Source organism: Streptomyces sp. Ag82_O1-12 (assembly GCF_900182715.1).
Lineage (GTDB): Bacteria > Actinomycetota > Actinomycetes > Streptomycetales > Streptomycetaceae > Streptomyces > Streptomyces massasporeus.
Map to the genome: position 1 here is coordinate 3501892 of NZ_FXUW01000001.1, position 18247 is coordinate 3520138.

Sequence of the window (18247 nt, forward strand, 5' to 3'; positions counted from 1 at the left end):
GGTGCGGGCCCGGTGGCTCGCGACATGAGCCTAACCGGCTCGGGACGATCGGCCACCGGGTCGCCCACCCCATGGACAGAACCGAGAGTAAATTGTTTCCGAACGGAACAAAGCCGGTTGCCGAAAAACCCCGCCCCGGTGCGTACGGGGGATGACGCACCGGGACGGGGAGCCTGTGGACCCTGGGCGGGTCCGGGCGGGCCGGAACCCTGGCGGGTCCGGTGAGCCGCTGCTTACTTCAGGTGCAGCTGCTGGCCCGTGTAGATGAGGTCGGCATCGTCGATGATGTCCTTGTTCAGCTGGTAGAGCTTCTCCCAGCCGCCCTTGACCTTCTTGTCCTCGGCGATCGAGCTGAGGGTGTCACCCTTGACGACCTTGTACTCGCCGTCGCCCTTCTTGACCTTCTTGCCGGTCGGGGTGGTGACGGTCTTCTTGGCCTCCGGGCGCTCGTCGGAGCGGGAGGCCGGCTGCTGGGTCTCACGGGACTCGGTGCTCTGCTGCTGGCTCTGCGAGGAGCTGCCCGAGTCGTTCGTGGAGCCGCCGCCGGTGTAACCGGCGCTCGACAGGCCCTTGCCGCAGACCGGCCAGGCGCCCTTGCCCTGACCCGCGAGAACCTTCTCGCCGATCTCGATCTGCTGCTCCTTGGTGGCCTGGTCGGCGGTGGCGGCGTACTTGGTGCCGCCGTAGCCGGCCCAGGTGGAGGCGGAGAACTGCAGACCGCCGTAGTAGCCGTTGCCGGTGTTGATGGACCAGTTGCCGCCGGCCTCGCACTGGGCGACGGCGTCCCACTCGGAGGAGGTGGCGGCGGAGGCGTTGCCGGCCGCCATCAGCGGGGCGGCGACGGCGGCACCGGTGACACCGGCGATGGCGATGGCCCGAGAGGCCTTGGACGGACGGCGGTGCGTGCCCTTGCCGGAAAACAGCATGGTGGATCCCCTCACCGACGCCTGCGAGGTGAGCTGTCGGGTTCGGGCCGGTTGAGTTGCCCGGCCGCGCCCCTCCCGGGACACGGCTTCACCCCAAGCCCTTCCGGCACAACTGTCCGGTCGGGCACCTACCTTGGGTCCCCCGCTCCTGCCTACGGCGCTTGACGCGACGACTGTTCCCGTACGGCCGCTGGCAGGATTCGGCGTTGCGGCAGCCGGGGCTCGCGGTGACGAGCGGTCACGACCGTAGACACGCGATCCACGGAATCTCAAAGACGATCAAGGCTTCTGAGATCTATCTCTCACGGGCCCCAAACAGGACATTCGCCGCGAAATATGACGCGAACTCGCGCGGTTTCGGGGCGACTTCCGCCCCCGTTTCCGCACTGCCCGAACGGCTACTTCTCGTCCCCTTCGCCCTCCACCGTGAGCTTCTGACCGGGCTGGATGAGGTTCGGGTCGGTACCGACGGCCTTCTCGTTGCCCACGTAGAGCGCGTGCCATCCGCCGCTGACGTCAAGGGAGTCGGCGATGGACCAGAGGCTGTCGCCGACTCCCACGATGTAATCGCCCTGGACGGCGTCACCGGAGCCCTCTTCGGAGCCCTCGTCACCGCCCGAGGCGTGACGGCCCGTGGACTCGTCCGCACGGCCGCTGTCGGACGGGAGGGATTCGTCGGCACTGGGGCCGCGATGGCGGCCGGAGCCGGTGTCGGTCAGCGCCGAGGATTCGTCACCCTGCCGCGCGTTGCCGGCCTCGCCGCTCTCCGGAGTGGCCGACGGAGAACCACCGGACCCCTGGTCCCGCGACGCGGAGTCAGCGGATTCAGACGACTTGTCCGACTTAGTCTTTTCATCCTCCGTGTCCGACGACGTGTCCGACGGCGTGTCGGACGACGACGGGGACGAGGAAGGGCTCGCGGAGGGCGACGACCCGAGCGAGTCGAGCAGGCCGGGCGAGTCCGTCGGGCCGGACGAGTCGGATGAACCGGACGCGCCGGAGTCCGAGTCCTTGCCCTGCTCGAGCCCGGAGAGCAGTCCGCAGGTGCGCCACGCGCCGACCCCCTGGTCGGCGAGGATTCTCTCGGCCACGGCTATCTGCTGGGAGCGGCTGGCCAGGTCGGCGCTCGCGGCGTAGTCGAGGCCGCCGTGGTTCTCCCAGTCCTCCTGGGACAACTGCAGGCCACCGTAGTAGCCGTTGCCGCTGTTCTGGCTCCACGCGCCGCCGGTTTCGCAGTCCGCGACCCGGTCCCAGGTCGTGCCGTCGGCCGCACTGGCGCCGGAGGCCCCGAGGAGCGGGATCGCGATGGCGGAGCCGGTCACTCCGGCCGCCACGAGGAGAGCCGGAGCCTGGCGGGGGCGACGGTGCCGACCGTTCCCGGAGAGCATACGGAGACCTTTCGCGAGACAGCAGTGACCGACGCGGCGTGATTCCCCGCCGCGTTGATGGGTGAACGTATCGGCAGTCGATCACTTGTCACAAGTTCATGCCGCGCAGATCACGTGAAGATCACAGGTCTGATGTTTCGTCACGTCCAGCCGGTGCTACCGGTGCGAACTCCACCGGCAGCGTGCGCAGCCCCCGCATGATGAGGCCGCCGCGCCACCGCAGCTCGGCCGGATCCGCGGCGAGCCGGAGGTCCGGGAGGCGGGTGAGCAGGGTGGCGAGCGCGGTGTGGCCCTCCAGACGGGCGAGCGGGGCGCCGAGACAGTAGTGGATGCCGTGGCCGTAGCCGAGGTGCTGGTTGTCGCGGCGGGAGAGGTCCAGCACGTCCGGATCGGCGAACCGCTCCGGATCCCGGTCCGCGGCGGCCAGGACCACGAGGACGGGGTCGCCGGCCTCGATGCGCTGCCCGCCGAGGGTGAGGGACTGCGTGGCGAAACGCCAGGTGGCGAGTTCGACCGGGCCGTCGTAGCGGAGGAGTTCCTCGACGCCGGTCTCCAGGAGGCCGGTCTCCCCGGCGGCGAGGGACGCCTGGAGCCGTGTGCGCTGCCCGGGGTGGGTGAGCAGGGCGTAGGTGCCGTTGCCGATCAGGTTCACGGTCGTCTCGAAACCGGCGAACAGCAGGATGAAGGCCATGGCCGCCGCCTCGTTCTCGGTGAGGTGCTCACCGTGGTCGGACGCGCGGATGAGACCGGAGATGAGGTCCTCGCCGGGGGCGGCCTCGGCGGGCAACGCCTCCCGCTTGCGGTGGATGAGGTCGGCGAGGTAGCCGCGCATCTTCTTCACGGACCGCGCGACGCCGCCCCTGGGACCGCCCTGGTGACGGATCATCATGCCCGCCCAGTCGCGGAAGTCGTCCTGGTCCTCGCGCGGGACACCGAGCAGGTCGCAGATGGCGTAGATGGGGAGCGGGAACGCGAACTCGTGGATCAGGTCGGCTGACCCCTTCTCCGCGAACCCGTCGATGAGGGTGTCGGCGAGCTCCTGCACCCGCGGCGCGAACTCGGCGACCCGGCGGGGCGTGAACGCCTTGGACACGAGCCGCCGCAGCCGGGTGTGGTCCGGCGGGTCGATGTTGAGCAGATGCGTCATCAGCTCGGCCTTGCGCTCCCCGGGGATCCCGGTCTTGCCCTTGGCGTGCGCCGGTTCGTCGTGATGCGCGGGGTTCTTGGAGAGCCGGTGGTCGGCGAGCGTCTGCTTGGCGTCGGCGTACCGCGTGACCAGCCAGGCCTCCACACCGCTGGGGAGCCGCGTCTTGTGGACGGGGCTGTGCTCGCGGAGCCAGGCGTAGGCGGGGTAGGGGTCGCTCGCGAACTCCCAGGTGAAGAGGTCGGGAGTGGTCGCGGGTGTGCTGGGCTGGGGCTGGTCGGTCACGGCTCGACGGTATCCGGCTTCCGGGAGCGCTCTTGCCTCGGTCGCGGCTGGGCTGGGCTTTCCTGGGGCTGGCCGTCCGTCTTCCTGACTCCCGGCGCCCAGCGTTCGGCTCATGGCTCCTGGCTTCCGGCTCATGGCTTCTGGCTTCCGGCTTCCGGCTTCCGGCTCATGGCTCCTGGCTCCTGGCTCCTGGCTTCCGGCTCCCGGCTTCCGGCTTCCGGCTTCCGGGAGCCCAGGTCTCCGTCCCCGGGCCGCTCAGCCCTCGGCGTCTCTGATCGCGTCCCGGTACGCGCGGGCCGCCGCTCTCAAAGCCGCCTCCGGGTCGACGCCCTCCGACTCGGCGCGGACGGCCAGGGCCAGGAGGTCGTAGCCGATGCCCTCGACGGGTGGGAGGGGTATGTCCAGGTTCGCCGTGCGGACACGGGAGGCCAGTTTGGCGGCGAGGGCCAGGCCGGGCTGGCCGAGGGGGATGCCCTCGGTGATCGAGGTGCGCTGCTTCTCGACCGCCTTGGTGCGCAGCCAGTGCTCCTTGACCTCCTCGGGGGTGGTGGCCGTCGCGTCGCCGAAGACATGCGGATGGCGGTGAATCAGCTTGGCGACGATGCCGCCGGCCACGTCGTCGATGGAGAAGGGCTCCTCCCCGTCCTCCGGGCGGCCCTCCTCGGCGATGCGGGCGTGGAAGACGACCTGGAGGAGGACGTCACCGAGCTCCTCGCGCAGTTCGTCACGGTCGCCCTCCTCGATCGCCTCGACGAGTTCGTACGCCTCCTCGATGCCGTACTTGGCCAGACCCTCGTGGGTCTGCTGGGAAGACCACGGGCATTCGGCGCGGATGCGGTCCATGACCTGGACCAGATCGAGGAGCCGGGCGCCCGGCAGGTCGTAGGAGGCGGGCAGCAGCTCCAGCTCGGGCATGGCGATACGGCCGGTGCCGGCGAGGCGGGCCAGGCCGTCCGTGAGGACCGGTTCGCCCTCGCCGGTCGCGACCACGACCAGCGTGTGTCCGCCGGCGCAGGCGTCGACCAGCTCCTGGGCGGTCGGGGACGCCTCGGCGACGGGGATCCCCGCCTCGCGCAGGTACGGCAGCTGCGGGTGCGTGCCGTCCGCGCACAGCACCCGGTCGGCCGCGTGCAGTGCCTGCCAGGCGGGCCAGGAGAGCAGGCCGGGGGCGACGCGGTGGCTGGTGGTGAGCAGGACGATGCGGCCGGGGGCGGCTGCCGCGTCGGGGGCGGTCCGCTCGGGGCCCGGGGTGGCTTCGGGGCTGTTGGCGTTCACGGTTCGAAGCTATCCCACGCCGCCGACAGCGCCCGAAGTTGTCCACAGGGTCCGGAGGTCAGGTTGTCCACAGGGCCCCGGCGGCCAGGTTGTCCACAGGGCCCGGAGGTCAGGTTGGGTCCGGTGGTCGGGTTGTCCACAGGGCCCGGCGGTCGGGCGTCCTACATGCCCTGCTGCGTCTGTGCCGCCGTGACGTCCCGTACCCAGGGCGTCTTGGCGTCGGCGCGGCTGCTCTTCTGGACGTCCCAGGTGCCGTAGCGCGGGTTGAGGTCGACGTTCAGGTCCTTGGAAGCGTCGGAGAGTGCCTTCCAGAACTCGGGACGGTCGGTGTTCGTGCCGAGCTTTTCGGCGAGCTTCTGGGCCTCCAGCTGGAGGCGGAGGTTCTCGTCGAGGCGCTGCGGCGGGATGCCGTACTGCTGGAGCCAGGTCGTCTCCAGCGCTTTCGCGCCGCCGGCCTGCTGTTCCAGGCCGGACCGCATCGCCTGGATCTCCTTGCGGGAGACCCTCACTCCGGCGTTCTCGGCGGCGCGGTGCAGCACCCGGTCGAGGACCATGGTGTGCAGGGTGTCGCGGGTGAGGGTGCCGGTCCTGGCGATGGCCTGCTGGTACTGCGCCTCGTCCCGTACGGCCGCCCGCTGGGCCGCGCGAACCTCGCCGACCCTCTCGTCCAGCTGCGAGACGGTGATCCGCTGGCCGCCCACCACGGCTGCCGCGCCAGGATGCGCGTCGTTCCCGCAGGCGGTGAGAAGGGGCGCCGCGGCGGCGATCGCGGCGGTGAGGACGAGCGCGGTGCGACGGCGGCGGTGCAAGGAAACCTCCCGAGGAGATTGTGCGACGGTGCACAAGGTCTTGCGATGATCGATGGTAGGCAGTGGCCAAGCTCTGGCCAACCCATTCGACCAACGATTCACCGGGACTTCCGGCACCGCCGCGTCTAACTCCGGGCGGCCGTCAGCCGCGGACCTGCCCCAGCCAGTGCAGCGTCCTGCGGATCTCCACACCGAGCGGGTGCCCGGGGCCGTGGGTGCGCTCCACGTCGTGCAGCAGCCGGGCGAGGGTGTCGTGGGCGGCACCGCGGTCCCCGAGGGCGAGCTGGAGGTGCCCGATCCGGCGGCGGACGTCGTGCGCGAGCTCGGGTCCGCCGGCGGCGACGTACTGGTTCTCGTAGTACGGCAGGACCGCCCGGTACTCGGCGAGCGCCGCGGCCGGTTCGCCCAGCTGTTCGAGGCACTGGGCGGCCTCGTAGCGGTGGCGCAGGGCCTGTGGGTCGGCCTGGCCCGCCTCGGCGGCGCGTTCGTCGGCGAGGCGGCGAAGCTCAGGCAGGGCGCGCCGGTACTGGCCGTCGTCCAGGAGCGTCGCCGCGTACTGCTTGCGCAGGGTGCGCACGACCGGGGAGTGCGCCCCGTGCTGTTCGGCGGCCGCGGGCAGGATCGCCCCGAGGATGTCGACGGCCTGGGTGACCCGGCCCTCGCCGAGGAGCCGCTTGACCTCGTCGACGGCGCGGACGATGTCCGTCTGCCCCGGTGCCTCGGTGACGGGTGTGGCCGGCGTGGGCTGGGGCGCGGGGGTGCGCGCGCGGTCGGGCCAGGGGGCGTGCGGGCGCAGAAAGGGGCGGGTGGGGTCGAGGGCCGCTCCGGTGGGCGTCCCGCGCGCGGGCAGGAGCAGCTCCAGGTGCTCGTAGACCTCCTGCGCGGAGGCGGGCCGGTGCTGCGGGTCCTTGGCCAGGAGGCGCAGGACGAGGGCCTCCAGGGCCTCGGGGACTTCGGGCCGGATGCGGCGTACGGGCAGCGGGGGCTCGTACAGGTGCCGGTGCAGGACGCCGAGGGCCGTGGAGCCGGAGAAGGGCACGTCGCCGCTGAGCAGTTCGTGCAGGACCACACCGAGCGCGTACAGGTCGGTGTAGGGGCCGACGGCGCCGCCCATCGCCTGCTCCGGGGCCATGTAGGCGGGCGAGCCGATGGGCGTGCCGGTGTGGGTGAGGCGGGTGGTGTCCGCGTCCATGACGGAGGCGACGCCGAGGTCGAGGACGGTGACCGTGCCGTCCTGCTTCACCATCACGTTGCGCGGCTTGAGGTCGCGGTGGACGATCGGCACCGCGTGCACGGCGCTCAGTACTGCGCACAACTGCGCGGCGACCGCGACCGCCCACTGCCAGGGGTACGGGGTGTGCTCGGCAAGGTGGCCTGCGAGGTCGGCGCCGTCTATGTACTGCATGACGAGGAACAGCTCCTCGCCCTCACTGCCCGCGTCGTGCACGGTGACGAGGCCGGGGTGGTCGACCTGCGCGGTCACCCGGCACTCGCGCACGAAACGGCGCCGCAGTTCCTCCGCGTCCTGGCCGGCCACCTTGTCGGGGCGCAGCAGCTTCACCGCCACGCGCCGGTCGAGCCGCTGGTCGTACGCCGTCCAGACCTGGCCCATGCCGCCCTGCCCGAGGATGGCGGACAGTTCGTAGCGCCCGGCGACGACACGTCCTGCCGCCACGCTCACCGTCCGCCCTCGTGGTTGCCGTCCCGGTGGCCTTCTCCCTCGTGCCGGCGCAGGTAGTCGCTGAGTTCGTCGAGTTCGGCGCGGACCTGGTCGATGCGGGCCGGGGCGGGGCGCTGGGGCGAGGGGGGCGGCTGGATGGGGCCCGCGACCCGGGGCGTGTCGTGCGGGGCGGGGGTGTGGGGCCCCGGGGGCTGCGGGACGGGCGTGGGCGTCGGGGCGTACGGCGGCGCCTGGTGCGGGTAGCCGTACGGGGTCTGTGCGACGGTCGGCGCGTGGGGCGACGCGTAACCGGCGAACCTCCGCCGCTCGCCGTGGTGTCCGATGTCCGTGACGAGGAAGTAGATGGCGGAGGCCGCTCCGAGCAGCAGGATCAGGGCCAGCGCGAGGTCGGTCCGGTAGTCGTCCTCCGGCAGGGTGCCGATCACGACGAAGCACGCGATGGACAGCGGGAGACTCACCCAGGCCAGCACCCAGTCGAGGGCCCGTCCGCGCAGCACGGCCACCCGGAACAGCGGTACGCAGGCCAGCACGCCGCACGTGAGGAAGCCGGCTGCTGCGAACAGCACACGCAGGGAGATGACCGTTGCCGCGCTGCGGGGAGGCGGCGCCGCGCCGTGGCCGTACATGACTGCTCCTGGACCGGTGTGGCCGATGGGGACGGGCGTGCGAGTGACAGACCCTGTTGGGGAATCCGAGCGTATAGCCCGACACGGACAACCGGTCACGGGTTGTACCGAACCGTTGTCATGCTGATCACTTCGTGTGAACAGCCCGTCCCCGGCCCGTCGTAGGCCGAACCGTCCGTCACGCCCTACAGGGGATGCCGCATCCACACGTTGGGCTCGACGTACACCGCGTACCCGCGCTCCACCTCGCAGCGCACCGGCACCAGACCGCCCGGCACCTCGATGTCGCCGTCGGTGTCGAAGGGCAGGCCCGTCCAGCGACGCCAGTCCGCGAGCGAGGCGGCCACCGTCATGGACGCCGGGGCCACCGAGTCGATGGTGGCCCCGGCCCGGGCGTGGACGCGCAGCCACGGGTCCTGGGGCAGGCCGTCGGGGCGGACACGGCGGGCGTACTCCTCCATCGGCGTGTGCGGTTCGAGGTGCTTGGCGTTGGGGCGGACCGGGGCGACGACCTCGCGGAAGCCGCGGGCCCGGGCGTTGTCCCGCATGGCCGAGAGCATCACCCCGGACAGGCCGCGCCCCTGTGCTTGTGGGGCTATGGAGACCGAGATCGCGCTGACGGTGTCGGGCCGGACTCCGCGCCGCAGATCGGAGAAGGCCCACACCAGCACGGTGTCCCAGCCGTTGGCGGGCAGCCGGCCGCGGTGTTCGGCTCCGAGGGCGAACGGCACGCTGTAGGCGTTCGCCACGACCTCGCCCCGCTCGTCCTCGGCGAACAGGACGTACTCCGGCAGTTCGGCGGCGATCCGCGGGAAGTGGGCGGCGCCCACGAGGTCCTGGATCACGAACTCCGGCCAGCTGTCCGCCATCCCCACGACCCGCTCCAGCATGTCCGGGCGGTCGGCGAGGCTCGATATCTTCGGCTGCATGTGATCACGGTAGGCAGGGCGGCGGACGCACGGAACCGAATTACCGAGCGGGCACCCGGTCCGCCGCCTGGGACGACCTGGCCCGCTGCGCGGCAACCACCATGACGGCCACGGACATCAGAACGATCCCGGCCCCCACGTACAGCGGCGCCGTGTACCCGAGACCCGCGGAGATGGCCACGCCCCCGAGCCAGGCGCCCAGCGCATTGCCGACGTTGGACGCGGACACGTTGGCACTCGCCGCCAGGGCCGCCCCGTGGGCGAAGTCGGTGACCCGGGTGATCATGCCGGGCACACTGGCGAACCCGGTCACGCCCATGAGGAAGACGAGGACCACCGAGACGGTGCCGCTGTCCGCCAGCAGCCCGAACAAGGCCAGGGTGAGGGCGAGTCCGAGCAGGGCGAGGACCAGGGCCCGGTCCCGGTCCCGGTCGGCCGCGCGCCCTCCGACCAGGTTCCCCACGACCAGTCCGACGCCGTAGACCATCAGCAGCCAGGCGACGTCCTCGGAGGCGAAGCCGCTCACCTCGGTGAAGGTGTAGGCGATGTAGCTGAACGCGCCGAACATCCCGCCGTAGCTCAGGGCGGTGGCCACCAGCGTCAGCCAGACCTGCCAGGAGCGGAAGGCCCGGAGCTGCTGCGCCAGGCCGCTGGGCGATATTCGCTCCGCTCCGGTCCCCGTCGCCTGCCCGGCTTCTGCCGCCGGCTGCACCCGGCCCGCCCGGGAGGGGACCAGCGCGGCGATTCCCGCCAGCGCGAGCAGGCCGATCGCCGTGACCGCCCAGAAGGCCGCTCGCCAGCCCCACCGCTCACCGACCAGTGCGCCGAAGGGCACACCCAGCACGTTCGCGACCGTCAGCCCGGCGAACATGACCGCCACCGCCTGGGACTTCTTCTCCGGTGCGACCAGACTGCGCGCGACCAGGGACCCGATCCCGAAGAACGAGCCGTGGCACAACGCCGCCACGATCCGCCCGAGCAACATCACCTGATAGTTCGGTGCGACCGCGGACAGCAGGTTGCCGATGACGAACAGCGCCACCAGGCCGACCAGGATGTGCTTTCGGGGCAGCCGTGCCGTCGCCGCGGTCAGGGCGATCGCGCCGACCGCGACACTCAACGCGTAGCCCGAGATCAGCCAGCCGGCGGCCGCCTCGGACACCGCGAAACTCGACGCCACCTGCGGCAGCAGCCCGGCGATCAGGAACTCGGTCAGACCGATACCGAATCCGCCGAGTGCCAGCGCGATGAGTCCGCTCGGCATCCGTTCACCCTCCGATCGACGTCAACTGCCCACCGGGCAGGGTCCCTACCCGCCGCACTGCTTCAGCATCATCTCCTTGTCGGCCGACGTCACGGGAAGTTCGTACTTCAGGGACACCTGGGCGAAGCGCACCGAGTAGGAGCAGCGAATCTGCTTGTTCGGGGGCAGCCAGGACGCCGGGCCGGAGTCCCCCTTCGAGCCGTTCGTCGGCCCGTCCACCGGGACGAGGTTGAGTGGGTCGTTGGCGATGGACTCCCGCTTGTCCTTCGTCCAGCGCGAAGCGCCCATCTGCCAGTCGTACGACAACGGCATGACGTGGTCTATCTGGACTTTGATCGCATGGGACTTGGTCCACTCGATGACCTTCCCGGTGTAGGGGTCGTGCAGCGTCAGCGAGGTGACGACGCAGTCCGACCCCGCGCGGTAACGCAGGTCCTCCCCGTCTCGCTTCAGGAGGTCGTTCCGCGAGTCGCAGCCGTTGTGGGAGTAGGGGACGTCACGTGGCGCCGAGTCCATCCAGGCGTAGCCGAACTTGTCCCGTTCGTAGCCCGTCCTGGGGCCGCGGCCTTTCGTCGCCACCTTCTCGATCAGGGCGCGTGCCCTCTCCTTGTCCGCGCCGGAGGTGACCGCCGCCAGTCCCGGCTTGGTGCCGTCCGGGTTGTCCAGCGGGTTCGCGGCGCGTCCGTCGCCGGCGGCCGGGGCGCCGGAGGCGGAGGATCCACCGCCATCCGCGGGCGGAGTCAAACCCTCGCAGCCGGCCAGTGCCGAACCGGTGAACACCATCGCGACAGCCAGTGCCGCCCCGCCCCTCAGACGCGTCACCCTGCGCCCCTCCTCTGTCTGTCTGTTCCGCTCCGTTACGGGCCGGCCCGCGCCCGGTCCCACGGTAGCGAGGAAGAGGTTCAGACCACATCGGGCCTCAATGCGCATTCTTCGCATCACGCGCGTATCGTCGGTTCTGAGTCACCTCCGGAGGGAGCTTTGCATGGGCATCTTCGACAAGTTCAAGAGCCAGGCGCGGAACAAGGGCAAGCAGGGCTCTGACGCCGCGGAAGAGCGGATCAACGAGAGGACCGGCGGCAAGTACGAAGACCAGGTCGACTCCGGCCAGCAGCGCGTCGAGGGCTCGCTGGGCATGGACCGCGACCGGGAACGGCCTGACCAGCAGTAAGGCCTTCGACTCCGAGGCCGTCCGCGGAGACCCATGGATCTGTCCTGCGGGCGGCTTCATGTGTGTCTGCTGCGGGCGGCTTCGTGCGTCTGCCACGGACGGCTTCACGCGTGTCTGTTGCGGGCGGCTTTAACTCTTGCGTCCGAGGCAATCTCCTCCGGTCGGAACTCGTCCGTGCACCCGGCGCTCAGACCTTGCCTATGCCCAACGTCGTTTCCGAAGGCAGCAGGCCCGACGCCAGAACCGCGACCCAGAAGTCACCCAGCAGCCCGGCGAGACGGTCGGTGCCGGCAGGGCCGAGGGAGTGCCATGGGCCGGCGGCCAGTTGGTCGGTGCGCTGCTCCACGCTCCGGCGCAGGGCCCGGCCCGCCTCCGTGGCCGCGCCGTCCACGCCGACCAGTCCTCTGGCGGTCAGGCGGCCACGCGCGGCCGTCCACTCCTGCGGGCTCCAACCGCGGCTCTCGAAGCGCTCCACCGACGCGGCGCCTATCGCTGCGAAGGAGACGAGCGACTCCACGGGATCCAGGCCCGCCGTGAGCAGGGCCGCGAGGTGGCCGTCGCCGCGGTGCTCGCGCAGGATCGTCGCCGCGTGCCAGAGCTGCAGGTGCGGGGCCTGCGGCCAGTCGAGCGCGGCATTGGCGGCGGCCAGTGGACGCGCGGCCGTGTCCGCGGCTTCTGCCGCACGCCGAACGAGCGCGGCGGCCTCCGCCAGCTCGGGGCCGGTCACCCGGTCGCCGAACAGGGCGCGGTAGGCCCTGTCGACCGCCCGCGTCCTCGCCTCGATCACCGCGGCGGGGCTCGCGATCCGCCACGCCGGTTCGACGTGCTCGGCGACCATGCGTGGACTGAAGCTGTAGAAGGCCGACGCCACCTGCTCCGGCCCGACCTCGCCCAACGGGGCGGCACGGTAGGGGAAGTAGCTGGGCCAGCGCTCGTCCGTGCCGTACCCGAGGGCGGACGCCTCCTCGAATGCCTCCGGCGCGTAGTACAGCACGGCATGCAAGGGCTCCAGCAGGTGCCACATCTGCCGAACGCGGGCCGGCTCCACACCGCCTTCCCGCACCCCGGCGCCCTCGTCGATCTCAGTGACCTGTTCCGGCATGGCGTATCTCCACTCGTGCCCGATCCCGCAGGCGGGACCCCATCGCTTCCGGTCCCGTACAACTTGACACTGACAAGATTGCCCGAACCCGCCTCAACTTGTCAACGACAAGATTCGGCGTACGCTCCTGACCATGAGCTCCAGCAAGACACCGGCGGGCGAAAAGAAGCCTGCCGACCGCCCGTACCACCACGGTGATCTGCGCCGCGCCATCCTCGGCGCCGCCCTCGACGTGATCGCGGCGGACGGTCCGTCCGCGCTGAGTCTGCGCGACCTCGCCCGCCGCGCCGGTGTCTCGCACGCCGCGCCCGCCCACCACTTCAAGGACCGCGCGGGGCTCCTCACGGCGATCGCCGCCGAGGGCTTCGGGCTCCTCGCGACCACGCTCAGGGAGGCGGCGGACCTACAGGAGGCGGGCGTGCACTACGTGCGTTTCGCGCGGGAGCATCCGGCCCACTTCCAGGTGATGTTCGCGCCCGGACTGCTGCGCGACGGCGACCTGGAACTGGCCACCGCGCGTGCCCTCGCCGGTGACGCCCTGCGCGACGCCGTCACGGCCATGCCGCCAGAGGGCCGCGGCACCGATGCCCGGCTCGCCGGTGTCGCCGCCTGGTCCCTGGCCCACGGCTTCGCCACGCTGCTGCTCAGCCACAACCTCGACGGCCCGGTGGACGACCAGGACCCCGAGGAGGTGTTCCGCGAGCTGGCGACGATGCTGTTCCGCGCCGGCGAATAACAGCCCGGGTGCCGCACCCGCTTGACCTTGACACTGACGTCAGGGTCGGACGATCACCGCATGGCAACCCCGTATCCGAAGACCAGGCAGCAGAACGGGCCGAACGCGCGGACGGCCTCGCGGACCGTGCTCGTCACCGGCGCCGGTAGCGGCATAGGCCGTGCCACCGCGCACGCCTTCGCCGACGAGGGCGCACACGTCGTGGCGGTGGGCCGACGCGAGGCGCCCCTCGTCGAGACCGCCGGGCATGACCCGTCCCGCATCAGCCCGCTCGTCGCCGACATCACGGCCGTCGACGGCCCGGAGACCGTCGTCCGTACGACACTCGACCGGCACGGCCGTCTCGACGTCCTGGTGAACAACGCCGGCATCGTCAACGCCCGGTCGCTGCGCACCTACACGCGCGCCACCGTCGACCCTCTCCTCGCGACGAACCTCCTCGCCCCGGTCCTGCTCACCCAGGCAGCGCTGCCGGCGCTGGAGGACAGCCGAGGTGTCATCGTGAACGTCACGACATCGGTGGGGCAGCGCGGCTGGCCCGGCAATTCCCTGTACGCGGCCGGGAAGGCGGCCCTGGAGGTGCTCACCCGCAGTTGGGCGGTGGAGCTCGCGCCGCTCGGGATCCGGGTCGCCGCCGTGGCGCCGGGCGCGATCGACACCCCCATCGGCGACCACGCCGGTCACACCCCCGAGCAGAAGGCCGCGATCCGCGCGTGGCAGCTCGACCACACGCCGCTCGGCCGGATCGGCCGCCCCGAGGAGGTGGCGTGGGCGATCGCCCGACTGGCGTCGCCACGGGCCTCGTTCATCACCGGCGTGATCCTTCCGGTGGACGGCGGCGCAGTCGTCACATGACACTGAGCCCATGGCAGCCCCTCGTATGCGGATCGGCGAACTCGCCGACGCGACCGGCACGTCAGCACGCGCCCTGCGTCACTACGAGCAGGCGGGCCTCATCTCCTCCGAACGAGCCGCGAACGGCTATCGCCTGTACGACGCCAGTACGGCCGTGCGCGTCCGCAACATCCGGCAGCTGCTCGACGTGGGGCTGACGCTCGACGACGCACGGGTGTTCCTGCCCTGCCTGGACGGTGACGTCGCGGCCGGGCCCGCCTCCGAGAAGGGGCTGCGGGTGGCCGCCGACCGGCTCGCAGTGCTGGAGGCCCGTATCGCCGCGCAGGTCGCCGTGCGCGACCGGCTTGCGACGGCACTGCGTCGGGCCGGCGTCAGCGCCCACGCCTCGGCAGCGGCCCCGCGCAACCGACCAACCAGTGCTCGGGCACGGACGGTGGCCTGACCAACCCTCGGCGGAACCGGGGCGTCAGCGACGCCCCGGCCACCGACACATCAGGACCCCAGCACCGACGTCAGGAACTCCCCGACCCACGCCAGCAGTTCCCGACCGACCAGCGGCTTGCCGCCCACCTTCGCGGTCTTCGGGCGCGGTACCAGCACCTGGTGCACGGCCGGCTTGATGACGACCCCGGGGTACAGCCGCTTGAGCCGCAGCTCCTGGGACTCGCGCAACTCCACCGGCGCGAACCGGATGTTGTTGCCCTGGAGCACGATCTCGCCGACGCCGCACGCCCGCGCGAACATGCGCAGGCCCGCGACGAGCAGCAGGTTCTCCACTGGTTCGGGCAGCTTGCCGTAGCGGTCGACGAGTTCCTCGCGGACCGACTTGATGTCCTCCTCCGAGTTGGCGGAGGCGATGGCGCGGTAGGCCTGGAGGCGGAGGCGCTCACCCGGCGCGTAGTCGTGCGGGACGTGCGCGTCGACGGGCAGCTCGATCTTGACCTCGAGCGGCGGCTCCTCCTCGATCTCGCCGGTCTCCAGCTGACGCCGGTAGTCCGCGACGGCCTCGCCGACCATCCGCACGTACAGGTCGAAGCCGACGCCCGCGATGTGACCGGACTGCTCGCCGCCGAGGAGGTTGCCCGCGCCGCGGATCTCCAGGTCCTTCATGGCCACGTACATACCGGCGCCCATCTCGGTGTGCTGGGCGATGGTCGCGAGCCGCTCGTGCGCGGTCTCGGTCAGCGGCTTCTCCGGCGGGTAGAGGAAGTAGGCGTAGCCGCGCTCGCGGCCTCGGCCCACCCGACCTCGGAGCTGGTGGAGCTGGCTGAGCCCGAAGTTGTCGCCGCGCTCCACGATCAGGGTGTTGGCGTTGGAGATGTCGATGCCGGACTCCACGATCGTCGTGGACACCAGCACGTCGAACTTCTTCTCCCAGAAGTCGACGACGACCTGCTCCAGGGTCGACTCCGACATCTGCCCGTGGGCGGTGGCGATGCGCGCCTCGGGGACGATCTCGCGCAGCCGGGCCGCCGCGCGGTCGATCGACTCGACGCGGTTGTGGATGTAGAAGACCTGGCCCTCGCGCAGCAGCTCACGGCGGATCGCGGCGCCGATCTGCTTCTCCTCGTAGGGGCCGACGAAGGTCAGGACCGGGTGGCGCTCCTCCGGCGGGGTGGTGATCGTCGACATCTCGCGGATGCCGGTGACCGCCATCTCCAGCGTCCTGGGGATCGGGGTCGCGGACATCGTCAGCACGTCGACGTTCGCGCGGAGCTTCTTCAGCTGCTCCTTGTGCTCGACGCCGAAACGCTGCTCCTCGTCGACGATGACCAGGCCCAGGTCCTTGAACTTCGTCTCGGACGAGAACAGCCGGTGGGTGCCGATGACGATGTCGACCGACCCCTCGCGCAGGCCCTCCAGGACCGCCTTGGCCTCGGTGTCGGTCTGGAAGCGGGACAGGGCCTTCACGCTCACCGGGAATTGCGCGTACCGCTCGCTGAACGTCCCGAAGTGCTGCTGCACCAGCAGCGTCGTGGGCACCAGGACGGCCACCTGCTTGCCGTCCTGGACGGCCTTGAAGGCGGCCCGGACCGCGATCTCCGTCTTGCCGTAGCCGACGTCGCCGCAGATCAGGCGGTCCATCGGGACCGTCTTTTCCATGTCCTCCTTGACCTCGGCGATGGTGGTGAGCTGGTCGGGCGTCTCCGCGTAGGGGAAGGCGTCCTCCAGTTCCCGCTGCCAGGGCGTGTCCGCGCCGAAGGCGTGCCCGGGGGCTGCCATGCGCGCGCTGTACAGCTTGATGAGGTCGGCCGCGATCTCCTTGACGGCCTTCTTCGCGCGGGCCTTCGTCTTCGTCCAGTCGGCGCCGCCGAGGCGGTGCAGGGTGGGGGCCTCGCCACCGACGTACTTGGTGATCTGCTCCAGCTGGTCGGTGGGGATGTAGAGGCGGTCGCCGGGCTGGCCGCGCTTGGCGGGGGCGTACTCGACGACCAGGTACTCGCGGGTGGCGCCCTGGACGGTGCGCTGGACCATCTCGATGTAGCGGCCCACGCCGTGCTGTTCGTGGACGATGTAGTCGCCCGGCTCCAGCGTGAGCGGGTCGATGGTCTTGCGGCGGCGGGCCGGCATGCGGGCGCCCTCGCGGCCGGACGCCTTCTGACCCGTCAGGTCGGTCTCGGTCAGGACGGCGAGTCCGAGGGCCGCGTCGACGAAGCCGTGGTCGATCGAGCCGCACGCCACGTGCACGACGGACGGGGAGATCTCGGTGAGGTCGGAGTCGAGGCGGGCCGCGACGCCCTCACCGCCCAGCACCTCGACCGTTCGGGCCGCCGGGCCGTGCCCCTCGGTGACGAACACCGTGCGCCAGCCGTCGGCGAGCCAGCCCTTGGTGTCGGCGAGGGCCTTGGCGGTGTCGCCGCGGTAGGTCTCGGGGGCGTGCATGCCGAGCTTGAGGGTGTCCCCGTCGAGCTCCTCGTCGGCGGCGAACGGCGACACCGACCACCACATCATGTCCAGCTCGCGGGCCCTGTCCCGGACGTCCGCGATGGACCACAGGGAGGCCGCGCCGACGTCGATGGGTGCCTCGCCGCCCCCGGCGGTGGCGGCCCAGGAGGCCTGGAGGAACTCCTGCGAGGTGGCCACGAGGTCCGACGCGCGCGTGCGGACCCGCTCCGGGTCGCACACGACGGCCATGGCGCCCTTGGGCAGCACGTCGAGCAGCAGCTCCATGTCATCGACGAGGACCGGCGCGAGGGACTCCATGCCCTCGACGGCGATGCCTTCGGCGATCTTGCCGAGCAGTTCGCCGAGCTCGGGGTGCTGTTCGGCGAGGGCAGCCGCTCGCGTGCGGACGTCCTCGGTGAGCAGCAGCTCGCGGCACGGAGGCGCCCACAGGCCATGCTCGGCGACTTCGAGGGAGCGCTGGTCGGCGACCTTGAAGTAGCGGATCTCCTCGACGTCGTCACCCCAGAACTCCACTCGCAGGGGGTGCTCCTCGGTGGGCGGGAACACATCAAGGATGCCGCCGCGCACGGCGAACTCGCCGCGCTTCTCGACGAGCTCCACGCGCGCGTAGGCGGCTGCGGCCAGGGCTTCGACGATCTCGTTGAGGTCGGTGGTCTGCCCGGTTCTCAGGGAGACCGGTTCCAGGTCGCCGAGGCCCTTGACCTGCGGCTGGAGCACGGACCGGACGGGTGCGACGACGACGGAGACCGGGCCGGTCTCGGGATCGTCGGGACGGGGGTGGGCCAGGCGGCGCAGGACGGCCAGGCGGCGGCCGACGGTGTCGCTGCGGGGGCTGAGCCGCTCATGCGGAAGCGTCTCCCAGGACGGGTACTCCACAACCCCCTCGGCCGGGAGCAGGGAGCGCAGGGCCGCGGCCAGGTCCTCCGCCTCACGGCCCGTCGCCGTGACCGCCAGCACCGGGCGGCCCGTCTCACGGGCCAGGGCGGCGACTGCGAAGGGCCGGGCCGCAGGGGGGCCGACCATGTCGACGTGCATGCGGTTGCCGTCTGCGGCCGCCCTGATCGCTTCCGCGAGGGCGGCGTCCTTGACTACGGCGTCGAGCAGACCGTGCAGGCTCATTCGGGGCTTTCCGTCCAGGGAGTGGGCAGG

General features: G+C 71.3%; 16 protein-coding genes and 1 riboswitch. Of the genes, 4 read left to right on the forward strand and 12 right to left on the reverse strand.

The features are described from left to right. Positions 1–233 precede the first annotated feature (233 nt). The 10 genes from QOL88_RS15930 to QOL88_RS15975 form a co-directional block, all read right to left on the reverse strand. Complete coding sequence (locus QOL88_RS15930) at positions 234–926, reverse strand: LysM peptidoglycan-binding domain-containing protein (protein WP_097217061.1); 693 nt, start codon at positions 924–926, stop codon at positions 234–236. A 3-nt stretch (positions 927–929) separates the two neighbouring features. Next, a riboswitch (cyclic di-AMP (ydaO/yuaA leader) is annotated at positions 930–1096 on the reverse strand. 228 nt (positions 1097–1324) lie between these two features. Then, positions 1325–2314 (reverse strand): LysM peptidoglycan-binding domain-containing protein, encoded by a 990-nt coding sequence (locus QOL88_RS15935; RefSeq protein WP_097217062.1) that lies wholly within the window; start codon positions 2312–2314, stop codon positions 1325–1327. 121 nt (positions 2315–2435) lie between these two features. Continuing rightward, complete coding sequence (locus QOL88_RS15940; protein WP_097223018.1) at positions 2436–3743, reverse strand: cytochrome P450 family protein; 1308 nt, start codon at positions 3741–3743, stop codon at positions 2436–2438. Positions 3744–3998: 255 nt separating this feature from the next. Further along, complete coding sequence (locus QOL88_RS15945; RefSeq protein WP_097217063.1) at positions 3999–5018, reverse strand: nucleoside triphosphate pyrophosphohydrolase; 1020 nt, start codon at positions 5016–5018, stop codon at positions 3999–4001. 161 nt (positions 5019–5179) lie between these two features. Then, a complete protein-coding gene (locus QOL88_RS15950; RefSeq protein WP_097217064.1) occupies positions 5180–5827 on the reverse strand; it encodes a SurA N-terminal domain-containing protein in 648 nt (215 codons plus the stop codon). 142 nt (positions 5828–5969) lie between these two features. Further along, on the reverse strand, positions 5970–7466 hold the full coding sequence (locus QOL88_RS15955; protein ID WP_257028064.1) for a serine/threonine-protein kinase: 1497 nt from the start codon (positions 7464–7466) through the stop codon (positions 5970–5972). 38 nt (positions 7467–7504) lie between these two features. Continuing rightward, a complete protein-coding gene (locus tag QOL88_RS15960) occupies positions 7505–8134 on the reverse strand; it encodes a hypothetical protein (RefSeq protein WP_097217066.1) in 630 nt (209 codons plus the stop codon). Between the two features lie 185 nt (positions 8135–8319). Then, the gene (locus QOL88_RS15965; protein ID WP_097217067.1) at positions 8320–9063 is read right to left on the reverse strand and encodes a GNAT family N-acetyltransferase; all 744 of its coding nucleotides are present in this window, start codon (positions 9061–9063) and stop codon (positions 8320–8322) included. Positions 9064–9103: 40 nt separating this feature from the next. Next, complete coding sequence (locus tag QOL88_RS15970) at positions 9104–10327, reverse strand: MFS transporter (protein ID WP_097217068.1); 1224 nt, start codon at positions 10325–10327, stop codon at positions 9104–9106. 45 nt (positions 10328–10372) lie between these two features. Then, positions 10373–11149, reverse strand: a complete 777-nt coding sequence (locus tag QOL88_RS15975) for an HNH endonuclease family protein (protein ID WP_373559285.1) — start codon at positions 11147–11149, stop codon at positions 10373–10375. Positions 11150–11312: 163 nt separating this feature from the next. On the opposite strand from QOL88_RS15975, the gene QOL88_RS15980 reads away from it, so the two are divergent. Further along, positions 11313–11498, forward strand: coding sequence for an antitoxin (locus tag QOL88_RS15980; RefSeq protein WP_097217069.1), 186 nt, complete (start codon positions 11313–11315; stop codon positions 11496–11498). A gap of 187 nt (positions 11499–11685) precedes the next feature. On the opposite strand, the gene QOL88_RS15985 is transcribed toward QOL88_RS15980, so the two are convergent. Then, positions 11686–12600, reverse strand: a complete 915-nt coding sequence (locus QOL88_RS15985; RefSeq protein ID WP_373559286.1) for an SCO6745 family protein — start codon at positions 12598–12600, stop codon at positions 11686–11688. Positions 12601–12733: 133 nt separating this feature from the next. Between QOL88_RS15985 and QOL88_RS15990 the strand changes: the two genes are divergently transcribed. The 3 genes from QOL88_RS15990 to QOL88_RS16000 are packed head-to-tail and all read left to right on the forward strand — an operon-like array spanning position 12734 to position 14633. Then, a complete protein-coding gene (locus QOL88_RS15990) occupies positions 12734–13336 on the forward strand; it encodes a TetR/AcrR family transcriptional regulator (RefSeq protein ID WP_097217070.1) in 603 nt (200 codons plus the stop codon). 60 nt (positions 13337–13396) lie between these two features. Continuing rightward, positions 13397–14191, forward strand: a complete 795-nt coding sequence (locus QOL88_RS15995) for an SDR family NAD(P)-dependent oxidoreductase (protein WP_097217071.1) — start codon at positions 13397–13399, stop codon at positions 14189–14191. Positions 14192–14216: 25 nt separating this feature from the next. Further along, positions 14217–14633: a MerR family transcriptional regulator gene (locus QOL88_RS16000; RefSeq protein WP_097217072.1), complete on the forward strand. Its 417-nt coding sequence runs from the start codon at positions 14217–14219 to the stop codon at positions 14631–14633. A 50-nt stretch (positions 14634–14683) separates the two neighbouring features. Here the strand turns inward: QOL88_RS16000 and mfd are convergent, their stop codons facing one another. Further along, entirely contained in the window at positions 14684–18217 is a 3534-nt protein-coding gene (mfd, locus tag QOL88_RS16005; RefSeq protein ID WP_097217073.1) for a transcription-repair coupling factor, read from the reverse strand. Positions 18218–18247 lie beyond the last annotated feature (30 nt).

Excerpts from the sequence above, each read along its gene's own strand:
- QOL88_RS15930 (WP_097217061.1), bottom strand. The coding sequence starts at position 926 with ATGCTGTTTTCCGGCAAGGGCACGCACCGCCGTCCGTCCAAGGCCTCT.
- QOL88_RS15935 (WP_097217062.1), bottom strand. The coding sequence starts at position 2,314 with ATGCTCTCCGGGAACGGTCGGCACCGTCGCCCCCGCCAGGCTCCGGCT.
- QOL88_RS15960 (WP_097217066.1), bottom strand. The coding sequence starts at position 8,134 with ATGTACGGCCACGGCGCGGCGCCGCCTCCCCGCAGCGCGGCAACGGTC.
- QOL88_RS15965 (WP_097217067.1), bottom strand. The coding sequence starts at position 9,063 with ATGCAGCCGAAGATATCGAGCCTCGCCGACCGCCCGGACATGCTGGAG.
- QOL88_RS15970 (WP_097217068.1), bottom strand. The coding sequence starts at position 10,327 with ATGCCGAGCGGACTCATCGCGCTGGCACTCGGCGGATTCGGTATCGGT.
- QOL88_RS15980 (WP_097217069.1), top strand. The coding sequence starts at position 11,313 with ATGGGCATCTTCGACAAGTTCAAGAGCCAGGCGCGGAACAAGGGCAAG.
- QOL88_RS15985 (WP_373559286.1), bottom strand. The coding sequence starts at position 12,600 with ATGCCGGAACAGGTCACTGAGATCGACGAGGGCGCCGGGGTGCGGGAA.
- QOL88_RS15990 (WP_097217070.1), top strand. The coding sequence starts at position 12,734 with ATGAGCTCCAGCAAGACACCGGCGGGCGAAAAGAAGCCTGCCGACCGC.
- QOL88_RS15995 (WP_097217071.1), top strand. The coding sequence starts at position 13,397 with ATGGCAACCCCGTATCCGAAGACCAGGCAGCAGAACGGGCCGAACGCG.
- QOL88_RS16000 (WP_097217072.1), top strand. The coding sequence starts at position 14,217 with ATGCGGATCGGCGAACTCGCCGACGCGACCGGCACGTCAGCACGCGCC.
- mfd (WP_097217073.1), bottom strand. The coding sequence starts at position 18,217 with ATGAGCCTGCACGGTCTGCTCGACGCCGTAGTCAAGGACGCCGCCCTC.